Here is a 24,379-nt window from a genome sequence, read left to right on the forward strand (position 1 = left end):
TAGTAAGATTTATCTGGACCGTTTTCCTTGCAAAAAAAAATATTGAAGCTATTGGCACATAATACGCTGACACACTGAACACTGTTAACTGATCACTAAAAAATGCAATCATTTAAAGCATTCATTACTAAAGAATTCAAGCAGATCTATCGCGACAGGCGGACACTGTTGGTGTTGTTTGGCATGCCAATCATACAGATGTTGTTGTTTGGCTTTGCCATCCGGAATGAAGTGGAGAATGCCCGGATCATGGTTCTGGATAACTCTCGTGATGAAGTAACCCGGGAGCTTGTCAATAAGATTGATGCTTCAAATTATTTTAGCGTCGCGGGTGAATTACAGGATATAAATAATATTGAGACCATTTTCCAGCAGGGAGAGATTGATGAAGTTATCGTTTTTGAGAATGATTTTGCCCGCAAGCTGGAGCGAGGAGGGCAGCCAGCCGTTCATATAATAACAGATGCTTCCAATCCAAACCTGGCACAGCTTATTCAACAGTATTCTTCCTCTATTATCCTTGATTTCCAGCAGCGCATGTCACCTGCGGGCACGGAAAAGAGAGGCATAAGAGTTCATGCCAATATGCTGTTTAATCCGCAGCTGGAAAGCGTCAATTTGTTTGTACCGGGACTTATTGCCGTTATTCTAATGCTTATATCAACATTAATGACTTCTATCTCAATTACTCGTGAGAAAGAGATGGGGAATATGGAGATTCTGCTGGTTTCTCCGCTGCATCCGTCCCAGGTTATTGTGGGCAAGGTATTGCCTTATCTCGTACTATCATTTATAAATGTACTGACGGTATTATTAATGGCCCAGTGGGTGTTTGATGTCCCTTTTCGGGGATCATACAGTCTGTTTTTGATTGAATCGCTGTTGTTCATTTTTACGGCTCTGGCGCTGGGTGTATTAATCTCTACGAAAGCCAATGATCAGCAGACCGCCATGATGGTTTCCCTGGCAGGGTTGTTGTTGCCGACTGTTCTTTTGTCGGGCTTTATATTTCCGATTGCAAGTATGCCCCAGGTATTGCAGTGGATAAGCAACCTGATTCCGGCGCGCTGGTTTCTGGTCATAGTGCGAAGCATAATGCTCAAAGATTCCAGCTTGCTGTTTCTTTGGAAAGAGACCCTGGTATTGCTTGTCATGACGCTTGGATTTATTACACTCAGTGTCAGGAGCTTCAAAGTGAGATTGGAATGAAGTTAAGGTTGAGTTCTGTGAATTCGAAGTACTTTATAGCGGAAGTCTTGAATGTATAACAAATAACAAAATTAATTTTTGGCCCGGAGATTAGAAATCCGCAGCCTGCTAACTGCTAACTGCTAACTGCTAACTGCTAACTGAGATGAGAACTATAAAATTTCTTTTACAAAAAGAGTTTCTGCAGATATTTCGTAATAAAAGTATGCTGCCTATCATCTTTCTCATGCCTATTATTCAGCTGGTAGTACTCTCTTTTGCAGCAACCTACGAGCTAAAAGAAGTGGATATGCATTTAGTGGATTTTGATCAGTCAGACGTATCCCGGCAGTTGGTAACTAAGTTGCAGGCCTCGGGTTATTTTAATTTGAAAAGTCATTCTCAAGATATTGATCATGGAATTCGGGAGATCCAAAAAAATGAAGTGCAGCTGGCACTTGTAATCCCACCTCACTTTAAAAAAGATCTAAAGTCTGGTAAAAGTAGTTCCATCCAAATGAATATAGATGCCGTAGACGGTGCTACAGCCGGACTCATCCAGGGATATGGTCGGTCCATTATTCAGGATTTTAATGCAGAAATTCAGCCAGACATTACGGACATACAGCCTTCCGGTTTAGCATCTCAGGGCATTGAGATTATTCCGGCCAGCTGGTACAATCCCAACCTCGATTATATCAAATACATGGTTCCCGGAATCCTGGTCGTGCTTGTATCGATGATTGGGATGTTTCTGTCTGGAATGAATATCGTGCGTGAACGGGAAATCGGCACCATCGAACAGCTAAACGTGACGCCGATTAAACGATACCAGTTTATTACGGGGAAGCTGTTGCCGTTCTGGATCATTGCCCTTTTTGAGCTTGGAATAGGACTTTTTATCGCTTATTACGGCTTTAACATCCCCTTTGTCGGCAGTGTATTATTGCTTTTTGGTATTGCGGCTATATTTATGTTGGTGGTACAGGGCATTGGCTTATTTATCTCAACAATAACTGATACCCAGCAGCAGGCGATGTTTATTGCCTGGTTTTTAATGGTCGTTTTTATTCTGATGGGAGGTTTGTTTACGCCCATTGAAAGTATGCCGGTATGGGCGCAGGAGTTATCAATGTTCAATCCGGTAGCACACTTCATTAAAATTATGCGGATGGTATTATTGAAAGGAGCCGGTTGGACGGAAGTCCAGCATCTGACGGGTTTACTCACTCTGATGGCTGTAATCATTCTTCCAGCGGCTATCTTCCGGTATCAAAAATCAACGGCATAACTGACCTCTATGCTGGACGTTCAGTTAGCTCATTTCCATAGAAGCTGGCCACCGAAGATGGAATTTACTCAAGTCTGTGATAGAATATCGGAATATTGCTAATTTTTATTTTTATAAACGCTATTATTCTGATATTCTATCGCTGTACTTGAAGTGAACAGAGAAGCATAGTTATGTCAGATAAATTAGATCAAATACGAAAGCAACTTGACGAAACGGATAAAAAAATTATTGACGCACTGGCTAAACGTCAGCAGTTGGTAAGAGAAGTTTCGTCTTTTAAGATAGATGAACAAAAAAATATACGCGACTTCCAGCGTGAGGAGAAGCTCCTCAATAAAATAACCAAGTTGGCCCGGGAAGCGGGACTCGATCGCTATTTTGCGGAACAGCTGTTTAAGGATATTATCGATCATTCCGTCCGTTTCCAGACACATACACTGGTTGATTATCAGAATGTTAAAAATGATGCCAAACATGTTCGAGTAGCCTACCAGGGAACAGAAGGGGCTTATAGTGATTTGGCTGCCACACGTCACTTTGAAGAGCGTTATACAGAAGTCCACTCTGTTGGATATGATACGTTCCGTCAGGCTGCCAAAGCCGTGGAAGAGGGGAAGGTGGATTATGCGATTCTTCCAATAGAAAATACCACCGCCGGTTCTATCAGCGATACCTATGATATTCTGGGAGACGGGAACCTGCACATTGTAGGGGAGGAAGCCCTTCGAATTATCCACTGTCTGTTGGCTATCGAAGAGGTATCCACAGATAAAATCCGGCGTATCTTGTCGCATCCACAAGCGATTGCCCAGTGCAGCAACTTTCTGGCTAAACAGCATCGCTGTAAAGTGGAATCTTATATTGATACGGCGATGGCTGCGAAGAAAGTATTGGAAGACGGAGACTTATCACAGGCGGCTATTGCAGGTGCCCATGCGGCCGAAATTTATGATCTCAAAATTCTGGAACGCGACTTAGCCAATCAGCCTGAAAACTTTACCCGTTTTGTGGTAGTCAGTACCGATCCTGTGGAAGTCGATCAGCAGATTCCGTGTAAAACCTCATTGTTGATGGTAACTTCTCACGATAAAGGTGCGCTGATACGCTGTCTGAACGTAATTGATGAGCACGATATACGCATGACAAAGCTGGAATCACGTCCCAAGCCCAACGAGCCCTGGAAGTACCAGTTTTACCTGGATATTGAGGGCAACATTGCCAATCCCGATACGCGGCTTGCCCTTGAAGAGCTGGAGCAGAAAGCCAGCTCACTGAAGATACTCGGTTCCTATCCTGCACAGGTAGGCAATGGGGATTAGTATTAAGTTACTTGTCTGGCGAACAAAAGATTGATATAAGCAATGCAATAGCAGGGTTAGGGAATCTATAACTAGCGCGGGAATTTATTCCCGCGGGTAATGTTTAACGTTTATCCGGATCGGTCGGGGCATTATCCGGCAAAGGTTCTCCGAAAACAGGGGTCCCCTCCTCTGACCATTGAAGTTCCTGCACGCGCGTATGCCGGTTAGGGTCATCAAGCGGATCGCCCTCAATCTTCTTATAGCTTCTGGCATGATATATAAATAGATCTGTTTTTCCATCCGGAGTTGTGGTAAAGCTATTATGTCCCGGGCCATAAATCCCATTCTCCTCCGATGTTTCGAAAACTGGCTCGGCAGACTTTTCCCAGCTGTCTGGGTCCAGCAAGTCGGCATCTGCATTCGCGGTAAGGAGACCCACCGAATAATTATGATCTGTGCCGCTGGCTGAGTAGGTCATAAAGATCTTATCATTCTTTTTGATGACTGCTGCTCCTTCATTTACCTCAAAAAGTTGTTTTTCCCATTCATATTCGGGACGGGTAAGTTCAACCTGCGGCTGTACGATACTCCATGGGGTGTCCATTTCTGCGATATAAAGGGCGGTATTGCCATCCATTTCCGGTGGATGCTGCGCCCAAACCATATAGCGTGTACCTCGATGTTCGAAGGTCGTAGCATCTAGCGAGAAGGTTTCCCACTTTGTTTTTGTTTGTCCTTTTTCAACCCATTCGCCCGTCAGGGGGTTTTCGGAATCGTTTTCCAGCACATACATACGGATTGCCCAAATATCCTCAGAACCACCCGCCGCGAAATACATATACCATTTGCCATTAATATAGTGGAGTTCCGGAGCCCAGATGTGGGAACCCATGGGGCCCTCATCATGCTTGCGCCAGATGACTTTGGGTTCGGCCTCTTTAAGTCCCTCTATCGTTTTGGACCGGCGAACTTCCAGCCGGTCGAATTCCGGAACAGAAGCCGTTAAATAATAGTAGCCATCGGTATGGCGATAAATCCATGGATCGGCCCGATGGAGAATAAGCGGATTGGTATAGGGCGCTTCTGAGACAGAAGATGATTGCGCTTGGACTGTATCAGAAGCAGTAAAACCAGTCTGAAGAAATAAAATAACAACAAGCAAAAAAGGAAGACGGTATAGTAAATATTTCATGATAAAATCATTTATAGTGGTTATCAGTAAAAAACAGACAATTAAATTATAATTGTTTTAAACACACTTAACAAGTCGTTGCACAGTAATGAGGTAATCAGTTTTTGAAGAATAGAATAAAAAAATGCGATCTTTTGTGAATTGAAGGAGCAGGTTTATACATTAATGGAGTAGCTCCAACAAAGTGAATATTTGCAATGGGTAATGAATTAGCCGAAGAAACAACTTTACAAGAACAGGTTGACGAGCAGAAATCTGGCGTTCAACAGAAGTACGGTACCTTTGGCGGGGTGTTTGTGCCTACGCTCCTTACTATACTGGGCGTTATCCTTTTCCTTCGACAGGGCTGGGTGATTGGGAATGCCGGACTGCTGGGTGGGTGGCTCATAATTACCCTTGCTTTTGTCATTGTCACCTTTACGGCCCTTTCGATGTCATGTATTACTACAAATATTCGCATCAAGGCGGGTGGCGCATATTCCATTATTTCGCAGTCACTGGGACTTGAGGTAGGAGGTAGCGTAGGCGTTCCCCTGTATCTTGCTCAGACTTTTGCTATTACAATGTATATTTTCGGATTCAGAGAGGGATGGCTCTATATCTTTCCTGGACATTATGCCATATTGGTCGATTTTGTAGTATTTGGAACTTTGTTCGGCATCGCATTTATGAGTGCCAAACTGGCTTTTAGAATACAGTATATTATTTTAGCGGTCATTGTTGGAGCTTTAATTTCCGTTGGGGGCACCATTTTTACGGGGGCAATGGAACATAGTATACAATGGTGGGGAGCGTTTCCCGGAGCCCCGGAGAATGGGTTTGAGGGCGTCAGTTTTTGGGTGGTATTCGCAGTGCTATTTCCCGCGGCTACCGGAATCATGGCGGGTGCTAATATGTCCGGGGAGCTAAAAAATCCTAAAAAGAGCATTCCCCTGGGAACCATCTCGGCTATAGTCATTAGTTATGTAATATATATGGCCTCGGGTTATTGGTTTGCAAGGGTAGCACCGGTGGATGAGCTGGTAAGCAACTATAACGTGATGATTGATTATGCTTTATGGGCGCCGGCCGTTTTAGGCGGACTATTAGGTGCGACCTTTTCATCGGCATTGGCTTCTATTGTGGGAGCACCCCGTATTTTACAGGCCCTCGGCGATCATCGGATTTTCCCAGGTGGAGAAATATTTTCAAAATTGTCGGAAAATGGTGAACCCCGGAATGCTATTCTCCTGACTGGAGGCATTGTGTTAGCAACCCTGCTGCTTCGCGATCTTAATACCATCGCTCCGCTCATTACGATGTTTTTTCTTATCACTTATATGATGATCAATCTGGTAGTATTCGTGGAGCAGTGGATGAACATGATTAGTTTTCGTCCCACTTTTACCATTCCCAAGTTTGTTCCATTTATAGGTACAGCCGGATGCCTTTTTACCATGTTTATCATTAATTCTACTTTCGGACTTGTTGCTCTGGGATTTGTAGTTCTAACCTATTTATATCTCACGAACAGAAAGTTAAAAGTGCCCTATGGGGATATGAGAAGTGGTCTTTTTGTATCCCTGGCCGAGTGGGCAGCAAAGCGCGTTTCCCTTCTGCCGGAAAATAATGAGCGTGCATGGAAAGCAAATCTACTTGTGCCTGTGCGCAGCGCAAGGGAGTTGCGCGGCAGTTTTAGTCTCATCAGAAATCTGGTATATCCCAAAGGATCGGTAAAATTAGTGGGACTGTCGGGTACAGGAGATGATAGTAAACTCAGAGATTCGCTGATGGACTTTGCTATGTCATTTAGCAGAGAAAACGTATACGCGAAGTGGAGCGTTATAGATTCTGATAATTTTAAGGAAGCCATATTAAACTCACTTCAAACATTACAAGGGACATTTTTCAGGCCTAATATCCTCTTTCTGAGGTTACCGAACCATAAAAGATATGATGAAGAAATTCATTCTATCATCAACCAGGCAAGGTTAAATAATATGGGAATCCAGCTTTATGTAGAGGATACGATAGCACAGCTTGGCAGAAGTTCATCGGTAAATGTATGGATGCGCGAAAGGAGCCCTGACTGGGATTTGAGTATGGAGCTTGGAAATATAGACTTAGCTTTACTTACCGCCTATAAATTAAAAATGAACTGGAATGCCACCATGAGAATGATAACGGTTGTGGATGAATCGCAGGTAGAACAGGCCTATAACTATCTCGAAAACCTATTGGATGTTGCACGCCTCCCGGATGTTCAGCCTCATGTAGAGATTGGCACTTTTAAAGAAGCTATCCAAAATGCTCCACAGGCAGATGTGGATTTGATGGGATTACCCCAGGATCCCGACTTGGACGAACTCCGGTTATTCGTAGAGCGTACCCAATCGGCCTGTGTTTTTGTGGCCGATTCTGGCAATGAAAACATTCTGGCCTGACAGCCTGATCCTATCAAAATGAAGACTCTCAATCGCCCCAGAACCTCATTTTGCAGTTAATAAGTTCTCCTTTAGCTTTTTTAAAACTTTTCGCCTATCTGGTTGCTATTTGGGGCTGAATATTTCCATGGAACGCATAGAAGTTGACTTCCATTAAAAAAGAAAGACAATAAATATTCTACTTTTTACATAAGGCAATCATGTTATTATGATTTTCAATAAGAAAGTTTATTGGATATTATTTTGTTTGCTCATTATTCCCCAAATTATTAGCGCTCAATATTTCGGCAGAAACCAAGTTCAATACGAGGATTTTGATTTTGAAGTCCTCCATACGCCTAATTTTGATCTTTATCATTATCCTGCAGAAGACGAAGCGGTACAGAATCTTGGAAAACTTTCGGAGCGCTGGTATGAGCGCCATGCAACAGTGTTTAACTTTACCTTTTCGAAGCGTAACCCACTCATTATTTATGCCAATCATGCCGATTTTCAGCAAAACAATATTGTACCCAATGTAAGTGTGGGAACCGGTGGTGTCACCGAGGGACTAAGAAACCGGGTAGTGATGCCATTTGCTGAATCCAACAGTAGTACCAATCACGTATTGGGCCATGAGCTGGTGCATGCTTTTCAGTATCGTATAGCCAAAGGCAGTAATTTCGGCGGCATACAGGCAACCTCTGATATACCCCTGTGGTTTATAGAGGGAATGGCCGAATACCTGTCCATCGGCCCAAATGATACGCAAACAGCCATGTGGATGCGCGATGCTGTACTACACGACAATCTGCCCACGATTAGTGAGCTTTCCAATAGTAGAGAATATTTCCCCTACCGATACGGGCATGCGATGTGGAGTTATATGACAGGAACCTGGGGAGACCAGATAATAAAGCCCCTGTACGAGTCCGTAGCTAAAAAAGGTATCAAGAAAGGGTTGGAGGATACCCTTAATATTTCCACTGATACCCTTTCGGGAATGTGGCACAAAGCGATGAGATCCACTTACGAAAGCGAAGTGAAACGGCTAACCCCACCCGATGAGGTTGGTGAGCCGGTGTTTTCGGATGATTCAGATCGAATGAGAAGTGCTCCGTCTTTGAGCCCTGATGGAGAATATGTAGTATACATCTCCGATGAAAGCCTTTTTTCCCTGGAATGGTACCTTGCTGATGCTCAAACGGGTGAAGTGATCCGAAAGCTGACCAGCACTATCACTGATCCTCATCTTAATGCTCTGCGTTTCATCGAATCTTCAGGCAGCTGGTCGCCGGACAGTGAACGGTTTGCGGCCGTAGTCTTTGCGAAAGGAGACAACCAGATTATTCTTATTGATCCCGATAACGGGGATATCACACGGAGGCTTCATTTTGACGAAGTGGATGCAATAACGAATCCAGCTTGGTCTCCGGATGGAAATAAGATTGCTTTCTCAGGATCTACTGATGGCTATAGTGACTTGTGGATGTATGATATGGAAAAAGATTCGCTGCAGCAGATAACCAAAGACCGCCATTCCGATTTGCAGCCCACCTGGTCCCCGGACGGCGAAACGCTTGCTTTTATATCCGACCGCGGTCCTGATACTGATCTTGATGATCTGGTATATGGAGAGATGGTGATTACCCTGAGGGACATGGAAACGGGCGAACATACCGTTCTTCCCGCCTTTGATGATGCCAAGCACATTAACCCGCAATTCGGTCCCGATGGGAATTCCCTGTATTTTATTTCCGACCACGAGGGGGTCAATAACGTGTATCGTTATGACATGCAGACAATGGATCGCTACCAGGTTACGGATGTCAGTACGGGGGTAAGCGGAATCAGTAAATATTCCCCTGCGCTCAGTGTAGCCAGCAATGAGGGCACCATGATCCTTACAACCTTTAAAGATTCACAGTATCTCTTTCGCCGGCTTTCGCCCGGTGAAAGCTCAGGAGAGCGAGTTGAAGAGGATGCTCCCCTGGTTAACTCTTTACAATTACCACCAGATGCTAGGAGCGGCCAACAAGTCGTTTCTTCATTGTTATCTGATCCGGAAACCGATCTTCCTTCGGATACTTCCTTCTCCCAGTCAGATTATCAGCCCCGCCTGGCACTCGATTACATTGGCGGCGGAGGCGGTATTGGCGTTTCCAATCAGCTGGGAGTGGGAGCTGGTGGAGGTATTGACCTGCAATTCAGCGACATGCTGAATCAGCACCAGCTGATGACCACACTGCGATTACAGGGTACCTTTAAAGACCTGGGCGGACAGGTAGCTTATCTGAACAGGGACAATCGTATTATCTGGGGCGGATCTGTTTCTCATATTCCATATAGAACCAGCCGCGGCTTCTATTCTCAGGATACCACCACGGTCGATGATACGGAAGTGGTAGCTCCCACCCTGAATCGCATTAACCAGCGCACTTTTCAGGATCGTATTTCGGCCCTTGGCATGTATCCTATTTCTACCACACAGCGGCTCGAAGCCAGTGTCGGATATACGCATATATGGTACGATATGGAGCTACAAAAAACCTTTTTTGACCAGCTGGGAACGCCTTTTGATCGTGAAACGGAAGATCTCTCCACCCCATCACCGCTAAATATGGTGAATGCTTCACTGGCGTATGTGCAAGACTCTTCCGTTCCGGCGCTTACGGGTCCGGTAGCCGGACAGCGCATGCGGCTGGAGGTTTCTCCTACGACGGGCTCTCTGGATTATATATCAGCGCTGGCAGACTATCGCCGTTACTTCTTTTTTCGTCCGGTGACATTAGCTTTTCGCGCCATGCACAGTGGCCGATACGGGCAAGATGCAGAGGACGATCGGTTAAGTCCCAATTTTGTTGGGTATGAAAGCCTGATCCGCGGATATAATTTTACTTCTTTTGAACCCAGAGAATGCACTCAGTCAGCCGAAGGCAACTGTATGGAATTAAATCGTCTTTCGGGCAGCAAAATGGCGATCTCCAATGTGGAACTAAGGCTGCCGGTACTCGGGCCGGATGAATTTGCGCTCTTTGATTCCCGTACCATACCCACCACGCTCACCGCATTCTTTGACGGAGGCGTGAGCTGGACCAAAGACGATCCTCCGGTACTGAAATGGGACAGGCACTCTGCCGAACGGGTTCCCGTCTTTAGTGCCGGGGCCAGCGTGCGCGTAAATATACTGGGATATCTGATTACCGAACTGTACTATGCCGTTCCTTTTCAGCGTCCCGAAAAGGGGGGCTATATAGGATTTCAAATATCCCCCGGCTGGTAATGTGCCGGTTAGGGCACCATTAGTCGCGCATCAGCTTTTTGTACTGTACCCGTTCCGGATGATACCTGGAGCCGAGGCGTTGTTCGCGATTTTCTTCGTACTCCGAATAGTTTCCATGGAACCAGTACACCTGGCTGTTGCCTTCAAAAGCCAGCATATGTGTGGCTATACGATCCAGGAACCAACGGTCGTGGGAGATAACGACGGCACACCCCGCAAAATCCAGCAGGGCCTCTTCCAGGGCCCGAAGGGTATGAACATCCAGATCGTTGGTAGGCTCGTCGAGCAGCAGTACATTCGCCTCCTGCTTCAGCATCTTGGCCAGGTGTACCCGGTTGCGTTCTCCACCCGAAATTTCGCTGCACCGCTTCTGCTGATCCGTTCCGCTGAAGTTAAAACGGGCCGTATACGCTCGCGAATTTATCTCGCGGTTGCCCAGCCTGACGACCTCCTTGCCATCCGATATTTCCTCCCAAATGGTCTTGTCAGGATCCAGTGGACGTTTCTGGTTGACATATCCGAGCTCCACACTTTCGCCGATTTCAATAGTACCGCTGTCGGGTTCCTCTTCTCCGGTGATCATTTTAAAGAGCGTTGATTTTCCGGCGCCATTGGGACCGATAACCCCTACAATGCCACCCGGGGGAAGACTGAAATTCATTTCCTCAATAAGCAGCCGGTCGTCGTAGCCTTTGGAAACATTATGAGCTTCAATCACCTTATCACCGAGACGCGGTCCGGCCGGAATGAAGATCTCCATATCCTCGCGCTGTTTTTTGCGCTCTTCCGACAGCAATTCTTCATACTGATTGATACGCGCTTTACTTTTCGACCGCTTGCCTTTTGGGTTTTGCTGAATCCACTCGAGCTCTTTCTGCAGGGTTTTCTGTCGCTTGGATTCCTGCTTTTCTTCCTGTTCAAGACGCTTCTTCTTCTGTTGCAGCCATGAGCTGTAGTTACCTTCAAAGGGGATGCCCTCACCGCGATCCAGTTCCAGTATCCATCCCGCTACGTTATCCAGAAAATAGCGATCGTGGGTAACGGCGATAACAGTCCCTTCATAGCGTGCCAGGTGCTGCTCCAGCCAGGCCACCGATTCGGCATCCAGGTGGTTAGTTGGTTCATCAAGGAGCAGGACATCCGGTTTTTTCAATAAGATGCGGCAGAGCGCCACCCGGCGGGCCTCGCCACCGGAGAGGACTTCAACCGAAGTATCACCCGGCGGGGTGCGCAGTGCATCCATCGCCTGCTCGAGTTTACTGTCGAGCTCCCAGGCCCCAAGCTGCTCGATCTTTTCCTGTAGTTTCTCTTGTTTTGCAATCAGCTTCTCAAAGTCTGCATCGGGATCTCCGAAGGCGGCATTTACTTCCTCATATTCAGCCAGCAGGTCGATTTGATCTTGTACGCCTTCCTGCACGATCTCCTTGACGGTCTTATCGGGATCCAGTTTGGGCTCCTGGGGCAGCATCTCGAAAGTAATCCCTTTATTGCGCGATATTTCGCCCAGGTATTCCTCGTCATTACCGGCGATAATATTCAGCAGTGTACTTTTGCCGGAGCCGTTGTTGCCGAGCACGCCGATCTTGGCACCATAAAAGAAGGAAAGGTAGATGTCTTTAAGTACATAATTGTTGGGTTTATAAACCTTGCTGACCCCAACCATCGAAAAAATAACTTTTTGATCACTCACTGCGTTTTAATTAAGAATGAAAAATTAGGAATGAATATGAACCTTGATTGGAATATATCAACTCTTGGCTCAGAATGTATATAAATCTTTCTTTTATATGGTTGAAATAATAAGCCAAAAAATCATAAGTATTATTTTTGCTCCGTAGAACGGTACGAGCTAAAACTATTTAAAAAATGTCCCCACTTCCTAATTTTTAATTCTTTTCTCCGATCTTACAAATTTTGCTGAGTAGAGTGAGTGCAGGCGGGGTTGGTTTTGTCGCTTTCAATAAAAGAGTAGAAATATCTCGGCCGTTAAAATTCAGGCATCCGGGTAGGTGGAGTGGAAAACGGCCTTCATTTAGTAAGCGACCTATCACTAGCGCGGGAATTAATTCCCGCGCTATGTATGAATTCTACCTTTCCGGCCTTATAAATTTTGCTGAACAGGGTGAGAGGAGGCACCCAAAAGGTAGCAACATTTTTCATCAATTAAAGGTCCCCATATACTTTCCCTGTCATAAAAGAGAGCACACAGAAAAGGAGAAGAGTATATACACTCAATCGAGAGACTACATTAGACTACATTTTTCGGGAGATCGTCGCATTCGCAAGAACAGGCACTCTCGCGATGACAGACGCTGGCTTCAATATAACGTATTCGACGATGGACCACGGACAACCAATACTTGAGATCTGTAATCTGAAATCTGCCATCCGCTAACCGCCAACCGTCAACCGTCTTTACCCTTTAGCCTGCAACAGCTAATTATCATCCCTGATTCTTACTGTTAATCCCTTCAGAAAATAGCGCAGGATCTGATCTCCGCATTCCCGGTAATTCTTATGTCCCTCTCTTCGAAACAGCGCACTCATCTCGGGCTTAGAAATAGAAAAGCCGCCCAGCTCCAGGATATCATGCATATCTTTTTCACGAAGCTTAAAGGCCACCCGCAGCTTTTTAAGCACCATATTATTGGTCACCGGCGTTTTGATAGGGCGGGGAGGGTGTTCTTTACTTTTACCCCGCTTGTAGTATATGAGGCCATCCAGAAAATGCGCCATCAATACATGGCTGCAATCCGGTCCTTTTTCATCCTCCGGGGCTTGTTGATTGATAAAAATATTAGCCACTTCACCGCGCCTGGGATTATATCCCCGGAGCTTTAGAATATGGGCAATTTCATGATCATTAATATCCAGCATGTGCCGGATGCTCTGTATGATATCATCGTTTCTCATGCGCGGGAATCAGGATGTGGGTTGGATTAAGTGAATACGATGGAAAGGTAAGGCTTTGTGGCGGCATTTCGAATTTTAACCTCTGGCAGCAGCTGCTCCACTACTGTTATTATGCAGATTTACGGCACCAGGATCACCTTGCCGATATTTTTTCGGTTCTCGATATAGCGGTGGGCTTCAGCAACTTCATCAAAGGAAAAGGTGGTATCCACATGAGGATTAATCCAACCCTCCTCTACGCCTTCGAGGATATCTTCTATCCAGGAAGAGGCTTTATCCTGTTCGTGCCAGAGGTGACCCAAGTTGACGCCGAATACGCCGCGATTACTATTTATAAGAGACAGCGGATGGAACAGGGGCATCCGTATAACGGTTTTCAGCATATCCCAATAAGCTTTAAGTCCGCCTTTGGGTCCTGTATGGGCAGACGATATCCCAAACATGCCAAGACGTCCGGTGGCCCTCAGCGCTTTATAACTGCGTTTCCACTCCTTGCCGCCCAGCGGATCAGTAATAAGATCCACCCCGCGTCCGCCTGTAAGGTCCATGATAACCTCAAACCAGTCGTTATTGCGATAGTCAATCGCGTGATGGAGTCCGCGTTTTTTTAGGAATTCGTGCTTGTGTTCGCTGGCAGTGCCGTAAGTAGTGGCGCCGATATGCTGGGCAATATCCAGTGCGGCAATGCCCACGCCACCGCCCACATTGTGTATGAGTATGGACTCACTTTCATGAAGGGAGCCCATTACATTGAGCAGTACCCAAGCAGTGATGTAATTGACAGGTACGGCAGCCGCTTCTGCGAAAGAAAGCCGGGATGGCTTCTCATAGATTTGCTGTTCCTTAACGCATACCTGCTCGGCCTGACCTTTGAACCGGCACATGGCTACGACTTCTTTACCTACCCAGGAATCGTCTACGGTACTACCTACAGAGGAAACTCTGCCTGCGACCTCATAGCCCATCACACAGGGTTTGTCGGGACCATCGGGATATTGCCCTTTACGGGCCAGGATATCCGCAAAATTAAGTCCCGAAGCCTCAACCTCGATAATCAGTTCATCGCTACCGGGATGCAGGTCGGGGGCTTCCTGTACTTCCAGAACATCATAATTACCGTTGGCGGTATTAACTATTTGGCGCATGGCGTTTTGAGTCTAAATTTATATTTAGGTCTGTTGCTGGATGTCTCTTATCATTTAAAAGATACATAGAATAGCTAAGATCTGTATCTCTTGTTCTGTTACTTTTTCCATTGATGAAAAGTAACAGAAATTCGTCTGCTGGGTTTTGTCCCTTTCAATAAAATCAGGAAATAACCTGGCCTTGAATTGTGTGCTGCGGACAAAGGATGCAGGTTGTAGATTTTGTACCTGTGCTACGAAGCCTTGGCGTAGTAGTACCGGTGATATTCCAATCATTTGGCTCAATAGCTAAAGGACCATCAAAATCTACGCATCCTGCCGGCTAAAGCGACCACACAATTCTCAGCCTTGATCTTATGAGCACCTTTTGCATCAAGGTAAAAGGTGCAAGTAAACGCTATTCAAAGATAAAACCCTACGCTAAGCGCCACTGGTTAATTCAAATTCCCAGCGAATCGTCGTTGAAAAAATGGAACAAGGGAAAAAGTATAAGAATATCACCTTACTAAAAGGAAAAACTTAACAATATTAATAGTGTCCCTTTTGGCTTGATCCAAAAGAGACGAAAAGATCAAGGACCATTTAACTCCTCAGGGTGGACAACATTCGGAAACGTTGATTTTAGCTTTAGACCACCCCTCGTCACACAGAAATGGTCCGGGACGGGCTCTGTCGCTTTCAATAGGATTATAAATCACCCGGCCCTCTGGAATGGCACAAACCTTTGAGATAGCCAGTTGGCCCCGTTGCGTTCACTCCATACAATAATCCAGCGGTTCATCCCGTATCATAAGTGTAAGTGAGTCAGAAGACAAACTGCTTCAAACGAAACGGTTATGCAAACCCCTGATAATATCAACAGTAAGCATTCACAAAACTTCTTCTCTGCGTGGTCGAACCCGCCGTTAGCCCTCCTTTTTATATTGCTGGTCTCCCTGTCATTCTCGAATATCGGATGCGATTCCCTTACCGGCTCCGATGCGCCCGACCAGACCTACGAATATCAGTTTGATGAAGAGCCCGGCGGCTGGTCCGCCTTATTCAGTAACTATAGTGTGGGACGCGAGGATGATTTTGAACTCGAAAGCGGCTATCGTTCGCTGCCCGCCCCATTGGATACCGGGCAGGAGGGATTCTATTTATCCGGCCAAAACCTCAGTGATGATCTGAATATGTTTTTAAAGCACCGCATCAGCGGACTGCAGCCGGAAACCACCTATGAGGTATCCCTTGACGTCTCGTTTGCTACCGCTGCTCCCTCGGGATGTGTGGGCGCCGGCGGACCGCCGGGTGAAGGCGTAACCGTGCATGTGGATGCTTCCGGAATGGAGCCCGGCCGCATCGTGGATGACAGCCGCGACCCGGGATTCTACCGCCTGAATCTCGCAGAAGAATATGAGGGAGAGGCACAGAGCTGGTACCAGGCCACCGAGATCGGCGACGTAGCCAATTCGCGGGAATGCGAGGAAGGATGGGGATATGAGATAAAAACGGTTACCGGCGGAACCCGAACTGCAAGGACTGATGCCGAGGGCAATCTTTGGCTGCTGGCCGGTACCCGGTCGGGATTTGAAGCTACGACTTCCCTTTACTATACCGAGGTGAAAGTGAATGTCTGGGAATAGCGAGCTGAATTCGCCCTATCTGCTGATATCCTAATATCTTTATGGCCTTGCTGGTAATTTCCAGTCTTAAGAATAGCGACAGAGGGCACTTCGATGCGGAAAACTTTGAGTTTGTTGGGTGGTGCCTGGTTAAAGGTTAAAAGTTAAAGGTTGCATGTTCATTTTAGCTTGCCCTTGTGGAATCCTCCGAAATTCGGAGGGTCACTACGTGACATTCCACGGGGCTTAATTCAATCTGTCTTTTCCTTTGATAGGAAATCCGGATGATCGATGATATGTAGGCATCACAAATTATAGTTTATCCCTTTCATCAGGTTCTTCATCCGGAACTTTGGATAATACCTGCTCAAATTTGTCTCGTGAACTTAATTCACCTCTTTCTTTTAAATACTCCACCGTCATTAAGGCAGATAGTTTTTCAGAAACCGCAGAATTAATTAGCTGATTCATAGATATGCCTTCCTTTTTAGCCAGCTCTTTTATCTTCTCGTGCATCGAGTCGGGTAATCGAATGCTTAAAGTGCTCATAGTTCTCCAATTTTAATTAAAAATTGTTTCGGTGTTATTGCTTCCACGCCAAATTGCTCAACACCTTTAAAGTCATCAAGGTTGTAGGTAATGATATACTCACAACCAGCTTCAACGGCTAATTCCAATATCATATCATCTTTGGGATCCTTCAAAAAGGGTCGCCAAAGAAAAAAGATATCCCGTTTATCAGCTACATTACACAGATAGTTTAACAGATCATCAATGTCTGTTTCTATCAAATGATCAAACTTTTTCCTTTTACTTACCGCTTCATATTCAAGCAATAACGGGACGGAAAGACTGATATCAAACTTTCCGGTTCCTATTAAGCTGATCAACTTAAATGAGGCTCCGCGGTTCGAACGTAGAGCCGAAATTAGCACATTGGTATCAATAACAACGTTAATCATCATGTGGTATTATATGTAATACCAAAATAATATCAAAAGTAAGATGTCAGTCTCTTTATTTATATGTCAATTATCAAGTTCAGATTATCTGATCTTTTTATGGACCCGCTGGTTATTCCCAGACTTAAGATCAGCGGCATAGGTCTCTACGATGCGGAGAAGGTTGAATTTGTGGGGGGGAGGTATTTGTGGGAGGCAAAAAACACATTGATGAGATTTGTATTCCTTTCATAAATAGCCCACCTTTGAGAGTAGAATTTCTGATAATTAATATACAAGAATGAATTCATTAATTGATCTGTGTACAAAGTCATATATATCAGATAGTTGGTCAGAGGAATCAGAAACAGCATTCGAGGAACTTTTCGGGTCGGGTGATGGACGTTACTCTTTAAGAGCGCAAAAAGATATTCAATTTCGTACCCCAGCTGCATCAGTTCCTTTTTCTGCTATAATCCATGAGTCAAATCCCACAAGTGGAGGATACAGTGGGATGAGTTTTGTGATTTTTCCTGTTGAGGACGGCCCCGCTATGATCGCCATGGGAGTTGGTACACAGGGATTAAGCCCCGATGAAAATATTATCGGAAAGCCCGGACATTCACGAAAAATGAATGCTATTGTCCGCTGGTTAAATGAGCAGTATTCTGGAAATGAACCCATTGCTTGGGCTAAAAAAGATGCAGTACGTACCGATATTACTGTTCCTCAAAATGTGATTAATGCCCACCCCAAGTATAAAAGTGTATTTGATCGTTATGGTAAAGAGATTTATGGCTTTTGCATCGCCAAGGAAGAGGTGGCTGATAAAGCACTAAAAGCCTTTTTAGATTTTAATTTTGAAGAGCGTGGTTATACCCCTCTTAGTGCTTCTGAAGATGAGTTTAAGGAGATTAAAAGTAGCTATTTTTCTTACCTAATGCCGACGGTAACACAACAGAAAATTGGTAATCTACTGGAACAGCGGAAATATGTAGTACTTCAAGGTCCGCCGGGTACAGGTAAAACACGACTAGCGAATAAATTATTGGAAGAGGATTATGGTAGTCAGGGAATGACGATCCAGTTTCATCCCAATATAACTTATGAAAATTTTATCGGTGGACTTTTTCCCACATCTACAGGAACTGAGTTAGGATTGAATTTTAGTGTCAGCCGTGGTCATCTGTTAGATGCCGTTGAACAAGCTTACCAAACAGAAGATGATGTTCTATTAGTTATTGATGAGATTAACCGCGCAGATTTGGCGAAAGTACTGGGTGAAGCTATCTATGGATTGGAGCCATATGAGGATCGCACTATTCAATTGCCTTACGATTTTGGAGGAGAAATTGGTCAGGAGTTAACCTTTCCTGAAAACTTGCATATTCTTGGTACGATGAACACGGCAGATCGTAGTATCGCCATTTTGGATGTAGCCATTCGTCGTCGATTTGCATTCCTAAATATGTGGCCACAGGTAGAGGTTGTAGAAGAAAAAGGAAATGAGTTGACGAAGGAAGCCTATCAGAAACTGTTATCGATTTTTATCAACTATGCTTCCGAGGATTCTTTCGATCTTATGCCAGGACACTCCTACTTCATCGCTCACGAAGATGTTGACGCCGCCGATCAAATGCAGACGAACTTGATTCCCCTATTGAAAGAATATTTAGCGCAAGGATATGTAGCTAATTTTGCGGATGCCATCCATGCCTATATTCAGGAGATTGAACAACTTTAAGGATTAACTGTCATGGCTAAAAAGCAAACAGCCGACGAGTGGGCCAAGGGTTTGCAGGCTAACCACTCGGATGTCTTAGAGCTGCACGATAATCAGACGGCTTATTTGAGTACTGAATTTTTATCGAAACATGTAGATGCTCGGAATGAAGACAAGATCACGGCAAAGTTGGGGCAACAGTTTTTAAATCTCAATAGGAATACTCTAAATAAACTCGATCTGGTTCCCGAGATTTATTATTCCGGGGATAGCCTAAAGTTAAAATTACAATCTCATACATGTGTAGGGGCGATACCCCTTCTTTCACCGATCACACATAAGTATGAATACAGCTTAATTATAACGCCTCGCTTTGGATGGCAGGGCATCGGACCTATCTTATCTACGACAGGATGGAAGATTCTACCCAATATCCTGAATCTACCCCAACTAAAGATCTCGGAGCGGCGTGTCCCACCGTGGGTATTATCGAGTGTTATTTTGGGGCGTCTAGAAGAATTGATCAAACAGCTAGATCGCCGCTTCGAAATGGACGAACTGCATCGAACTAAACCCAAGGGCAAGGTAGATTGGGCTGACTATGCGCAGAAACAGGTCCCAAAGGGGAAGTTCCTGAACTTCAAATGTCGATACCCGGAATTGCAGGAAAATCGTGAACTTAAATCCGTCGTCCATTTTGCATTAAATAAGCAGCGACAGAGTTTGGCAACCCAACGTGATGCCGGCGTTCATGTGCTTCAGCTTATTGATTTGTGTAATCATTTAATACAAAAAGTGGCCGATTGTCCGCCACGGCAACCCAATAATCTCCAAATTGATTATTTACAGTCATCTTTATTGCAGGGCGATGCTATTGAGCGTGGACTGCAAGCCATAGTCTGGACCACCGAAAACAAAGGCTTGGCTGGATTGGGAGACTTGAGTGGCTTGCCATGGAAGATGAATATGGAAGAGCTGTTTGAGTCCTATGTTGAATCGGTAATTGAAAAAATCGTACAGCAGACGGGTGGTACCCTAAAAAGTGGACGTAATCGGGAAACGGTAGTCCCTATTTCATGGGATCCACCCTTTCTCGGTTCGCAAGGTTCATTAGTGCCCGATCTTGTGGTAGAAAAAGAGGATGTTGTCCACATCATAGATGCCAAATACAAAGATCACTGGGAGGATTTGAATACCGAAAGCTGGTATAATATTGGGGATACCATCAGGGAGCGGCACCGTAACGATTTGCTCCAAATATTAGCTTATGCTTCCCTTCCAGAGGACAAAGAAATTCGTTGTTCACTTATGTATCCCTGTAAAAAGGGAACGTGGAAATCGCTAATAGAGCGTGATCGTCATGTGCATACGGCAGAAATAAGTCGAGGGAATCGGCATATTCAACTTAACCTTTCGGCAATCCCTTTTTCTATGAGTGATACAGAGATTGATATACTCCAAAAGTTATTTTGAGGTAGAACGATGACCGAACAAGAAATCCGAAATAAATTCCAGTCGCTGACAATTTGGAGAAGCGGCGACCGCAGGGCACCTCATAAACCCTTACTGGTGATGCTGGCCCTCGGCTATTTGCAAAATAAGGATCAGCGGTTGCTTCCCTATAAGATGGTGGAAGGGAAGCTGGAACGACTGTTGGAAGAATTCGGTACTCCGCGTAATGCGCGCAACACGCATTATCCGTTCTGGCGGTTACGCAACGACGGGATGTGGGAAGTGGAAGGCGATAATGAGCTAACACTGAACAGCAGTGGAGGAGTGCGAAAAACCGAACTGAGAAATAAAGATATTCGGGCCGGCTTTACGTCTGAGGTGTATGAGCTCTTGAAACAAAAACCTGCTCTTGTCAGCACGATCTGCTCGAAGCTGCTGGATGCCCATTTCCCCGATACCATCCACGAAGACATTATTCATGAAGTGGGGCTGAATCTTGAGGATCAGGAGGTAAGCCGAAAACCACGCGATCCGAATTTCAGATTGAATGTGTTGCAGGCGTACGAGCATCGGTGTGCGGTCTGCGATTTTGACGTCCGTCTTGGTTCCAAAACCATCTGCATAGAAGCCGCGCATATCAAATGGCACAGTGCGGGCGGACCGGATGAGGTATCCAACGGCATTGCCCTATGTACCATGCATCACAAGCTGTTTGATTTAGGGGCTTTTACTCTTAATGAAGACCAGCGGTTCTTGGTATCCGAAAAAGTCATCGGCACCGACGGTTTTGATTTGTGGCTGGGTCGTTTTCATGGCGATGAAATGCGTCCGCCGGTCCGCGCGGTGTATGAGCCAAGTGTCGATTATATTGCCTGGAATCACGATCAGGTGTTTAAAAGTCCTGGTCGAGTGTCCTGATTTTCGATAGCTTAAGATCTATCGGAAACCATTTGCCAAAATCATTATACCTTTCTTACAGCAAAAAGTCAGGTTACCCTTTCAAGAGGTTTTTGCGCTAATCTATTCCCAGTCATACACCTATCCAGACAAAAAAATCCCTTTCTCCGAAAATTTTTTGTAAGGATTGGCCTCCGGATGGTACTTACTATTAATGAGAGACCTAAAATAGCGTCCTCTCAAGAGATGTGAAAAAACAAACAATAAATAAAATATCATACTATTATGAGTATAAATTATTCGTTAATTCCCAATCATCTTACAGACGATCCTAATGACTACATGGCGGTAGTGCAGGATCAGCAGACGCGAACGATGGACGATATCATCAACGAGATGGCCGATCGGGGGTCTACCGTTACCAAAGCCGATATCCTTTCCGTGATGGAAGATTACCAGTCGGTAATAGCTAAATTTCTCAGCAATGGCGACCGCATCAATACGCCGCTGTTTAAAACCAGCGCTTCCATTTCGGGCGTATTTGAGGATCAGACCGATAATTTCGACCGCTCGCGCCACTATGTGCGGCTGAACGTGAATCCGGGTTCACGCATCGGGGAGATCGCCGAAGACCTGCCCGTGCAGAAAGTATCCGCTTCCAAAGTTCAGCCCGTGGTTGAGCTGTTTAAGGATTTTTCCACCGCTACCCAGAACGATACCATCACACCGGGTTCCAGTGGAGAAATAAGAGGCAGCCACCTAAAACTGGATACCACGGACAGCGATCAGGGGATCTTCTTCATCGCAACCGATGGTACGGAAACCAAGGCGGATATGTTGATGCGTAATATGCCGGCCAATCTCATCTTTATGATTCCCGACGGCCTCGCAAGCGGGGAATATGAGATAGAGGTGCGCAATACTCCTCGCGGTCATGATAAGATACGAACAGGAGGATTGGGTATCCCACTGGTCGTATCGTAAATGTGAATAGTCAATAGACTGAAATCCCCTTTCCCCGCCAGGATAGGGGATTTTTTTATATCCGCACTACTACAGTCATCCGGAGTGGACTACTACAGAGCCTGTAGTAGTAAGGACAGGAGCTCGGAGTAGTAAGGACAGAAGGTCCGAGTAGACTACTACGAGTGTCTGTAGTAGTAAGGGGTATCACTTTCTAATTGTTGGCTCTGACAAAGTCTCCTCTTGAGAGGGCCTGCGACGTAGCGCTAGCGTACTGTTGGTGGGCTACCGTGGATTTTGCGGAAGCTCGGGGTGTGTTTGAATTCCTTTATTTATTGGGAGGTACCTTTTAAAGGCTCTTGTTCCATTTTTGGAACGACGCAAAAAAGGAACCCAAAAAAATGACCGGCCCCGTGGAATCCCGGCTAGGCCGGGGCCACAAAGTGGCATTCCACAAGGGCCGGCTGTAGGTTCTTCGCCTGAGCGCGGCCGCTCGAACCTGTAAAAAAGCAAAACTCGCTCCCGTTGGTCGCTCAGACAAGCTTATTTACGGCCGGTTCTCTCGTCCTTGCTCTGATCGGCTCACAACCCAAGGCCGGAAATTAAAGTCCCCCTTATGGCAATGCTGCAGAAAAGCTGTTGAATGAGGGGCTATGGGGGATGATCAAGTAATTTTTCTTAAATAGCTAGGAAATAAATATTCCAGCTCATTGGCTATTTGAAATAGATTAAAAGCCAAATAAAAGGTTAGGTTGTAATTACTAGTGCGGGAATTAATTCCCGCGCTAGAGATAGGTTGATTACCGAAATGAAGGTTGCTCTCTGTCTCCACCTATCCGGATGGCTGACTTTTCACGGCCGGATTACTGTAAATATTGAAAGCGACAGAACCCCACCCGGACCATTTCTGTGTGACGAAGGGTGGCCTAAAACTGTATTCAACGTTTTCGAATGTTGTCCATCCTGAGGAGTTAAATGGTCCTAGATTTTTTGGTGACTTTTCCATCAATGGGAAAAGTCACATAGAAACAAGGGAAGGAGTTTCTCATTATTTTTTAAAAACCTATGTTGATAATGGTTCCAAATGATTTTGATCGAAACAGATTGAGAAATGGATCTGCGCATATAAATATAAATCGTTGGTTATTAGCTTTTTTCTCTTTTATTTGGGATAAGGATACGAGCTTTTTGGGATACCGATTAATTTTATAACCTATATCTATTATGCCTGTACGTAATCTGCAGAGTATCGATGAAGTGCTTGAAGAACTCGATGATATTATCGAAACCACGGTGGAGGAAGGGAGTCCGCTGGCAATTTTTGCCTTTGTATATCGCAGAACAACCGCCAGGATAGCGGAAGGGATTGCGGAGGATACGTTCGAAGATCCGGATCGGATGGAGCGCTTCGATGTGGATTTTGCCGCGAAGTATATCCGGGCTTTCTGGCGCTACAGGCATGATAAGCCGGTTCCTTTTGTGTGGAGGACCGCCTTCCATGCGGCCGAAGACCCGGAGGGACGAAAGCCAATCATCCTGCAGCACCTGCTGCTGGGCATGAATGCGCATATCAATCTTGATCTGGGGATCGCTGCGGCGGAGACGGCTCCCGGCGGACAGATACAGACGCTTAAAAAGGATTTCATGACGGTGAATAATCTGCTGGAGGAGTTGATTGATGAGATGCAGGAGCGGATTTTCCGGGCATCACCACTGCTGTTCCTGCTCGACTGGATAGGGAAGCGCAGTGATGAGAAGATGATTAATTTTAGCCTCAGGAGGGCCCGCGACTTTGCGTGGGGTGCCGCTGTTACGCTGGCACATGCCGATGAGGAGGACAAGGATCATATTATTCGCGAGATGGATGAACAGATAGCGAGGGTAGCCAGGAAGGTGCTTGCGCCTCCGGGATTTCTGCTGCCTAAGGTGCTCGGCCTGATCCGCATGTTCGAGGACAAAGACATCCGGGTGATTATTGAGAAGTTGAGAGGGTAGAAGTTTTAAGTTGCAGGATAAAAAATGTTGAATGTTGCAGGTTAGGCGGATGTCGGTTAGCAGATTGCGGATTCTATGTATTGGTC

At 45.5% G+C, this 24,379-nt stretch carries 18 protein-coding genes; 12 read left to right on the forward strand and 6 right to left on the reverse strand.

Translation table 11 applies throughout. The features are described from left to right. The first annotated feature begins 102 nt into the window (after positions 1-102). From ABEB05_RS14670 to pheA, 3 genes are all read left to right on the forward strand, one after another. A complete protein-coding gene (locus tag ABEB05_RS14670) occupies positions 103-1,209 on the forward strand; it encodes an ABC transporter permease (protein ID WP_265791111.1) in 1,107 nt (368 codons plus the stop codon). 145 nt (positions 1,210-1,354) lie between these two features. Next, positions 1,355-2,479 carry an ABC transporter permease gene (locus ABEB05_RS14675; protein ID WP_265791110.1) on the forward strand — a complete coding sequence of 375 codons (1,125 nt, stop codon included), beginning with the start codon at positions 1,355-1,357 and terminating at the stop codon, positions 2,477-2,479. Positions 2,480-2,652: 173 nt separating this feature from the next. Continuing rightward, on the forward strand, positions 2,653-3,801 hold the full coding sequence (pheA, locus tag ABEB05_RS14680) for a prephenate dehydratase (protein WP_265791108.1): 1,149 nt from the start codon (positions 2,653-2,655) through the stop codon (positions 3,799-3,801). 103 nt (positions 3,802-3,904) lie between these two features. On the opposite strand, the gene ABEB05_RS14685 is transcribed toward pheA, so the two are convergent. Then, complete coding sequence (locus ABEB05_RS14685) at positions 3,905-4,975, reverse strand: glycoside hydrolase family 43 protein (RefSeq protein ID WP_265791107.1); 1,071 nt, start codon at positions 4,973-4,975, stop codon at positions 3,905-3,907. Between the two features lie 197 nt (positions 4,976-5,172). On the opposite strand from ABEB05_RS14685, the gene ABEB05_RS14690 reads away from it, so the two are divergent. Together ABEB05_RS14690 and ABEB05_RS14695 are read left to right on the forward strand one after the other, a co-directional pair. Beyond that, complete coding sequence (locus tag ABEB05_RS14690) at positions 5,173-7,398, forward strand: amino acid permease (protein WP_265791106.1); 2,226 nt, start codon at positions 5,173-5,175, stop codon at positions 7,396-7,398. Between the two features lie 208 nt (positions 7,399-7,606). Continuing rightward, positions 7,607-10,660, forward strand: coding sequence for a collagenase (locus ABEB05_RS14695; protein WP_265791105.1), 3,054 nt, complete (start codon positions 7,607-7,609; stop codon positions 10,658-10,660). 19 nt (positions 10,661-10,679) lie between these two features. On the opposite strand, the gene ettA is transcribed toward ABEB05_RS14695, so the two are convergent. From ettA to ABEB05_RS14710, 3 genes are all read right to left on the reverse strand, one after another. Continuing rightward, positions 10,680-12,350, reverse strand: coding sequence for an energy-dependent translational throttle protein EttA (gene ettA, locus ABEB05_RS14700; protein ID WP_265791103.1), 1,671 nt, complete (start codon positions 12,348-12,350; stop codon positions 10,680-10,682). A 746-nt stretch (positions 12,351-13,096) separates the two neighbouring features. Further along, complete coding sequence (locus ABEB05_RS14705; RefSeq protein ID WP_265791102.1) at positions 13,097-13,573, reverse strand: YehS family protein; 477 nt, start codon at positions 13,571-13,573, stop codon at positions 13,097-13,099. Positions 13,574-13,692: 119 nt separating this feature from the next. After that, complete coding sequence (locus ABEB05_RS14710) at positions 13,693-14,718, reverse strand: zinc-binding dehydrogenase (RefSeq protein ID WP_265791100.1); 1,026 nt, start codon at positions 14,716-14,718, stop codon at positions 13,693-13,695. 836 nt (positions 14,719-15,554) lie between these two features. On the opposite strand from ABEB05_RS14710, the gene ABEB05_RS14715 reads away from it, so the two are divergent. Then, a complete protein-coding gene (locus ABEB05_RS14715) occupies positions 15,555-16,343 on the forward strand; it encodes a hypothetical protein (protein WP_265791099.1) in 789 nt (262 codons plus the stop codon). Positions 16,344-16,634: 291 nt separating this feature from the next. Here ABEB05_RS14715 and ABEB05_RS14720 read toward each other — a convergent pair whose 3' ends face one another. After that, positions 16,635-16,871 (reverse strand): toxin-antitoxin system HicB family antitoxin, encoded by a 237-nt coding sequence (locus ABEB05_RS14720; protein WP_265791098.1) that lies wholly within the window; start codon positions 16,869-16,871, stop codon positions 16,635-16,637. Next, positions 16,868-17,287 (reverse strand): putative toxin-antitoxin system toxin component, PIN family, encoded by a 420-nt coding sequence (locus ABEB05_RS14725; protein ID WP_265791097.1) that lies wholly within the window; start codon positions 17,285-17,287, stop codon positions 16,868-16,870. The genes ABEB05_RS14720 and ABEB05_RS14725 overlap by 4 nt, the downstream gene beginning before the upstream one ends. Before the next feature lie 277 nt (positions 17,288-17,564). Here ABEB05_RS14725 and ABEB05_RS14730 point away from each other — a divergent pair, with 277 nt between their 5' ends. From ABEB05_RS14730 to ABEB05_RS14755, 6 genes are all read left to right on the forward strand, one after another. Next, a complete protein-coding gene (locus ABEB05_RS14730; RefSeq protein WP_265791096.1) occupies positions 17,565-19,007 on the forward strand; it encodes an AAA family ATPase in 1,443 nt (480 codons plus the stop codon). Between the two features lie 12 nt (positions 19,008-19,019). Then, positions 19,020-20,459 (forward strand): 5-methylcytosine restriction system specificity protein McrC, encoded by a 1,440-nt coding sequence (locus ABEB05_RS14735; RefSeq protein WP_265791095.1) that lies wholly within the window; start codon positions 19,020-19,022, stop codon positions 20,457-20,459. Between the two features lie 9 nt (positions 20,460-20,468). After that, positions 20,469-21,356: a phosphorothioated DNA-binding restriction endonuclease gene (locus ABEB05_RS14740; RefSeq protein ID WP_265791094.1), complete on the forward strand. Its 888-nt coding sequence runs from the start codon at positions 20,469-20,471 to the stop codon at positions 21,354-21,356. A gap of 264 nt (positions 21,357-21,620) precedes the next feature. Further along, positions 21,621-22,319, forward strand: a complete 699-nt coding sequence (locus ABEB05_RS14745; RefSeq protein WP_265791093.1) for an HU family DNA-binding protein — start codon at positions 21,621-21,623, stop codon at positions 22,317-22,319. A gap of 349 nt (positions 22,320-22,668) precedes the next feature. Next, a complete protein-coding gene (locus ABEB05_RS14750) occupies positions 22,669-22,803 on the forward strand; it encodes a hypothetical protein (protein WP_265791092.1) in 135 nt (44 codons plus the stop codon). 719 nt (positions 22,804-23,522) lie between these two features. Next, positions 23,523-24,293 (forward strand): DUF5995 family protein, encoded by a 771-nt coding sequence (locus ABEB05_RS14755; RefSeq protein ID WP_265791091.1) that lies wholly within the window; start codon positions 23,523-23,525, stop codon positions 24,291-24,293. The last annotated feature ends 86 nt before the right edge of the window (positions 24,294-24,379 follow it).

The sequence above is a fragment of the Fodinibius salicampi genome, from assembly GCF_039545095.1.
GTDB lineage: Bacteria > Bacteroidota > Rhodothermia > Balneolales > Balneolaceae > Fodinibius > Fodinibius salicampi.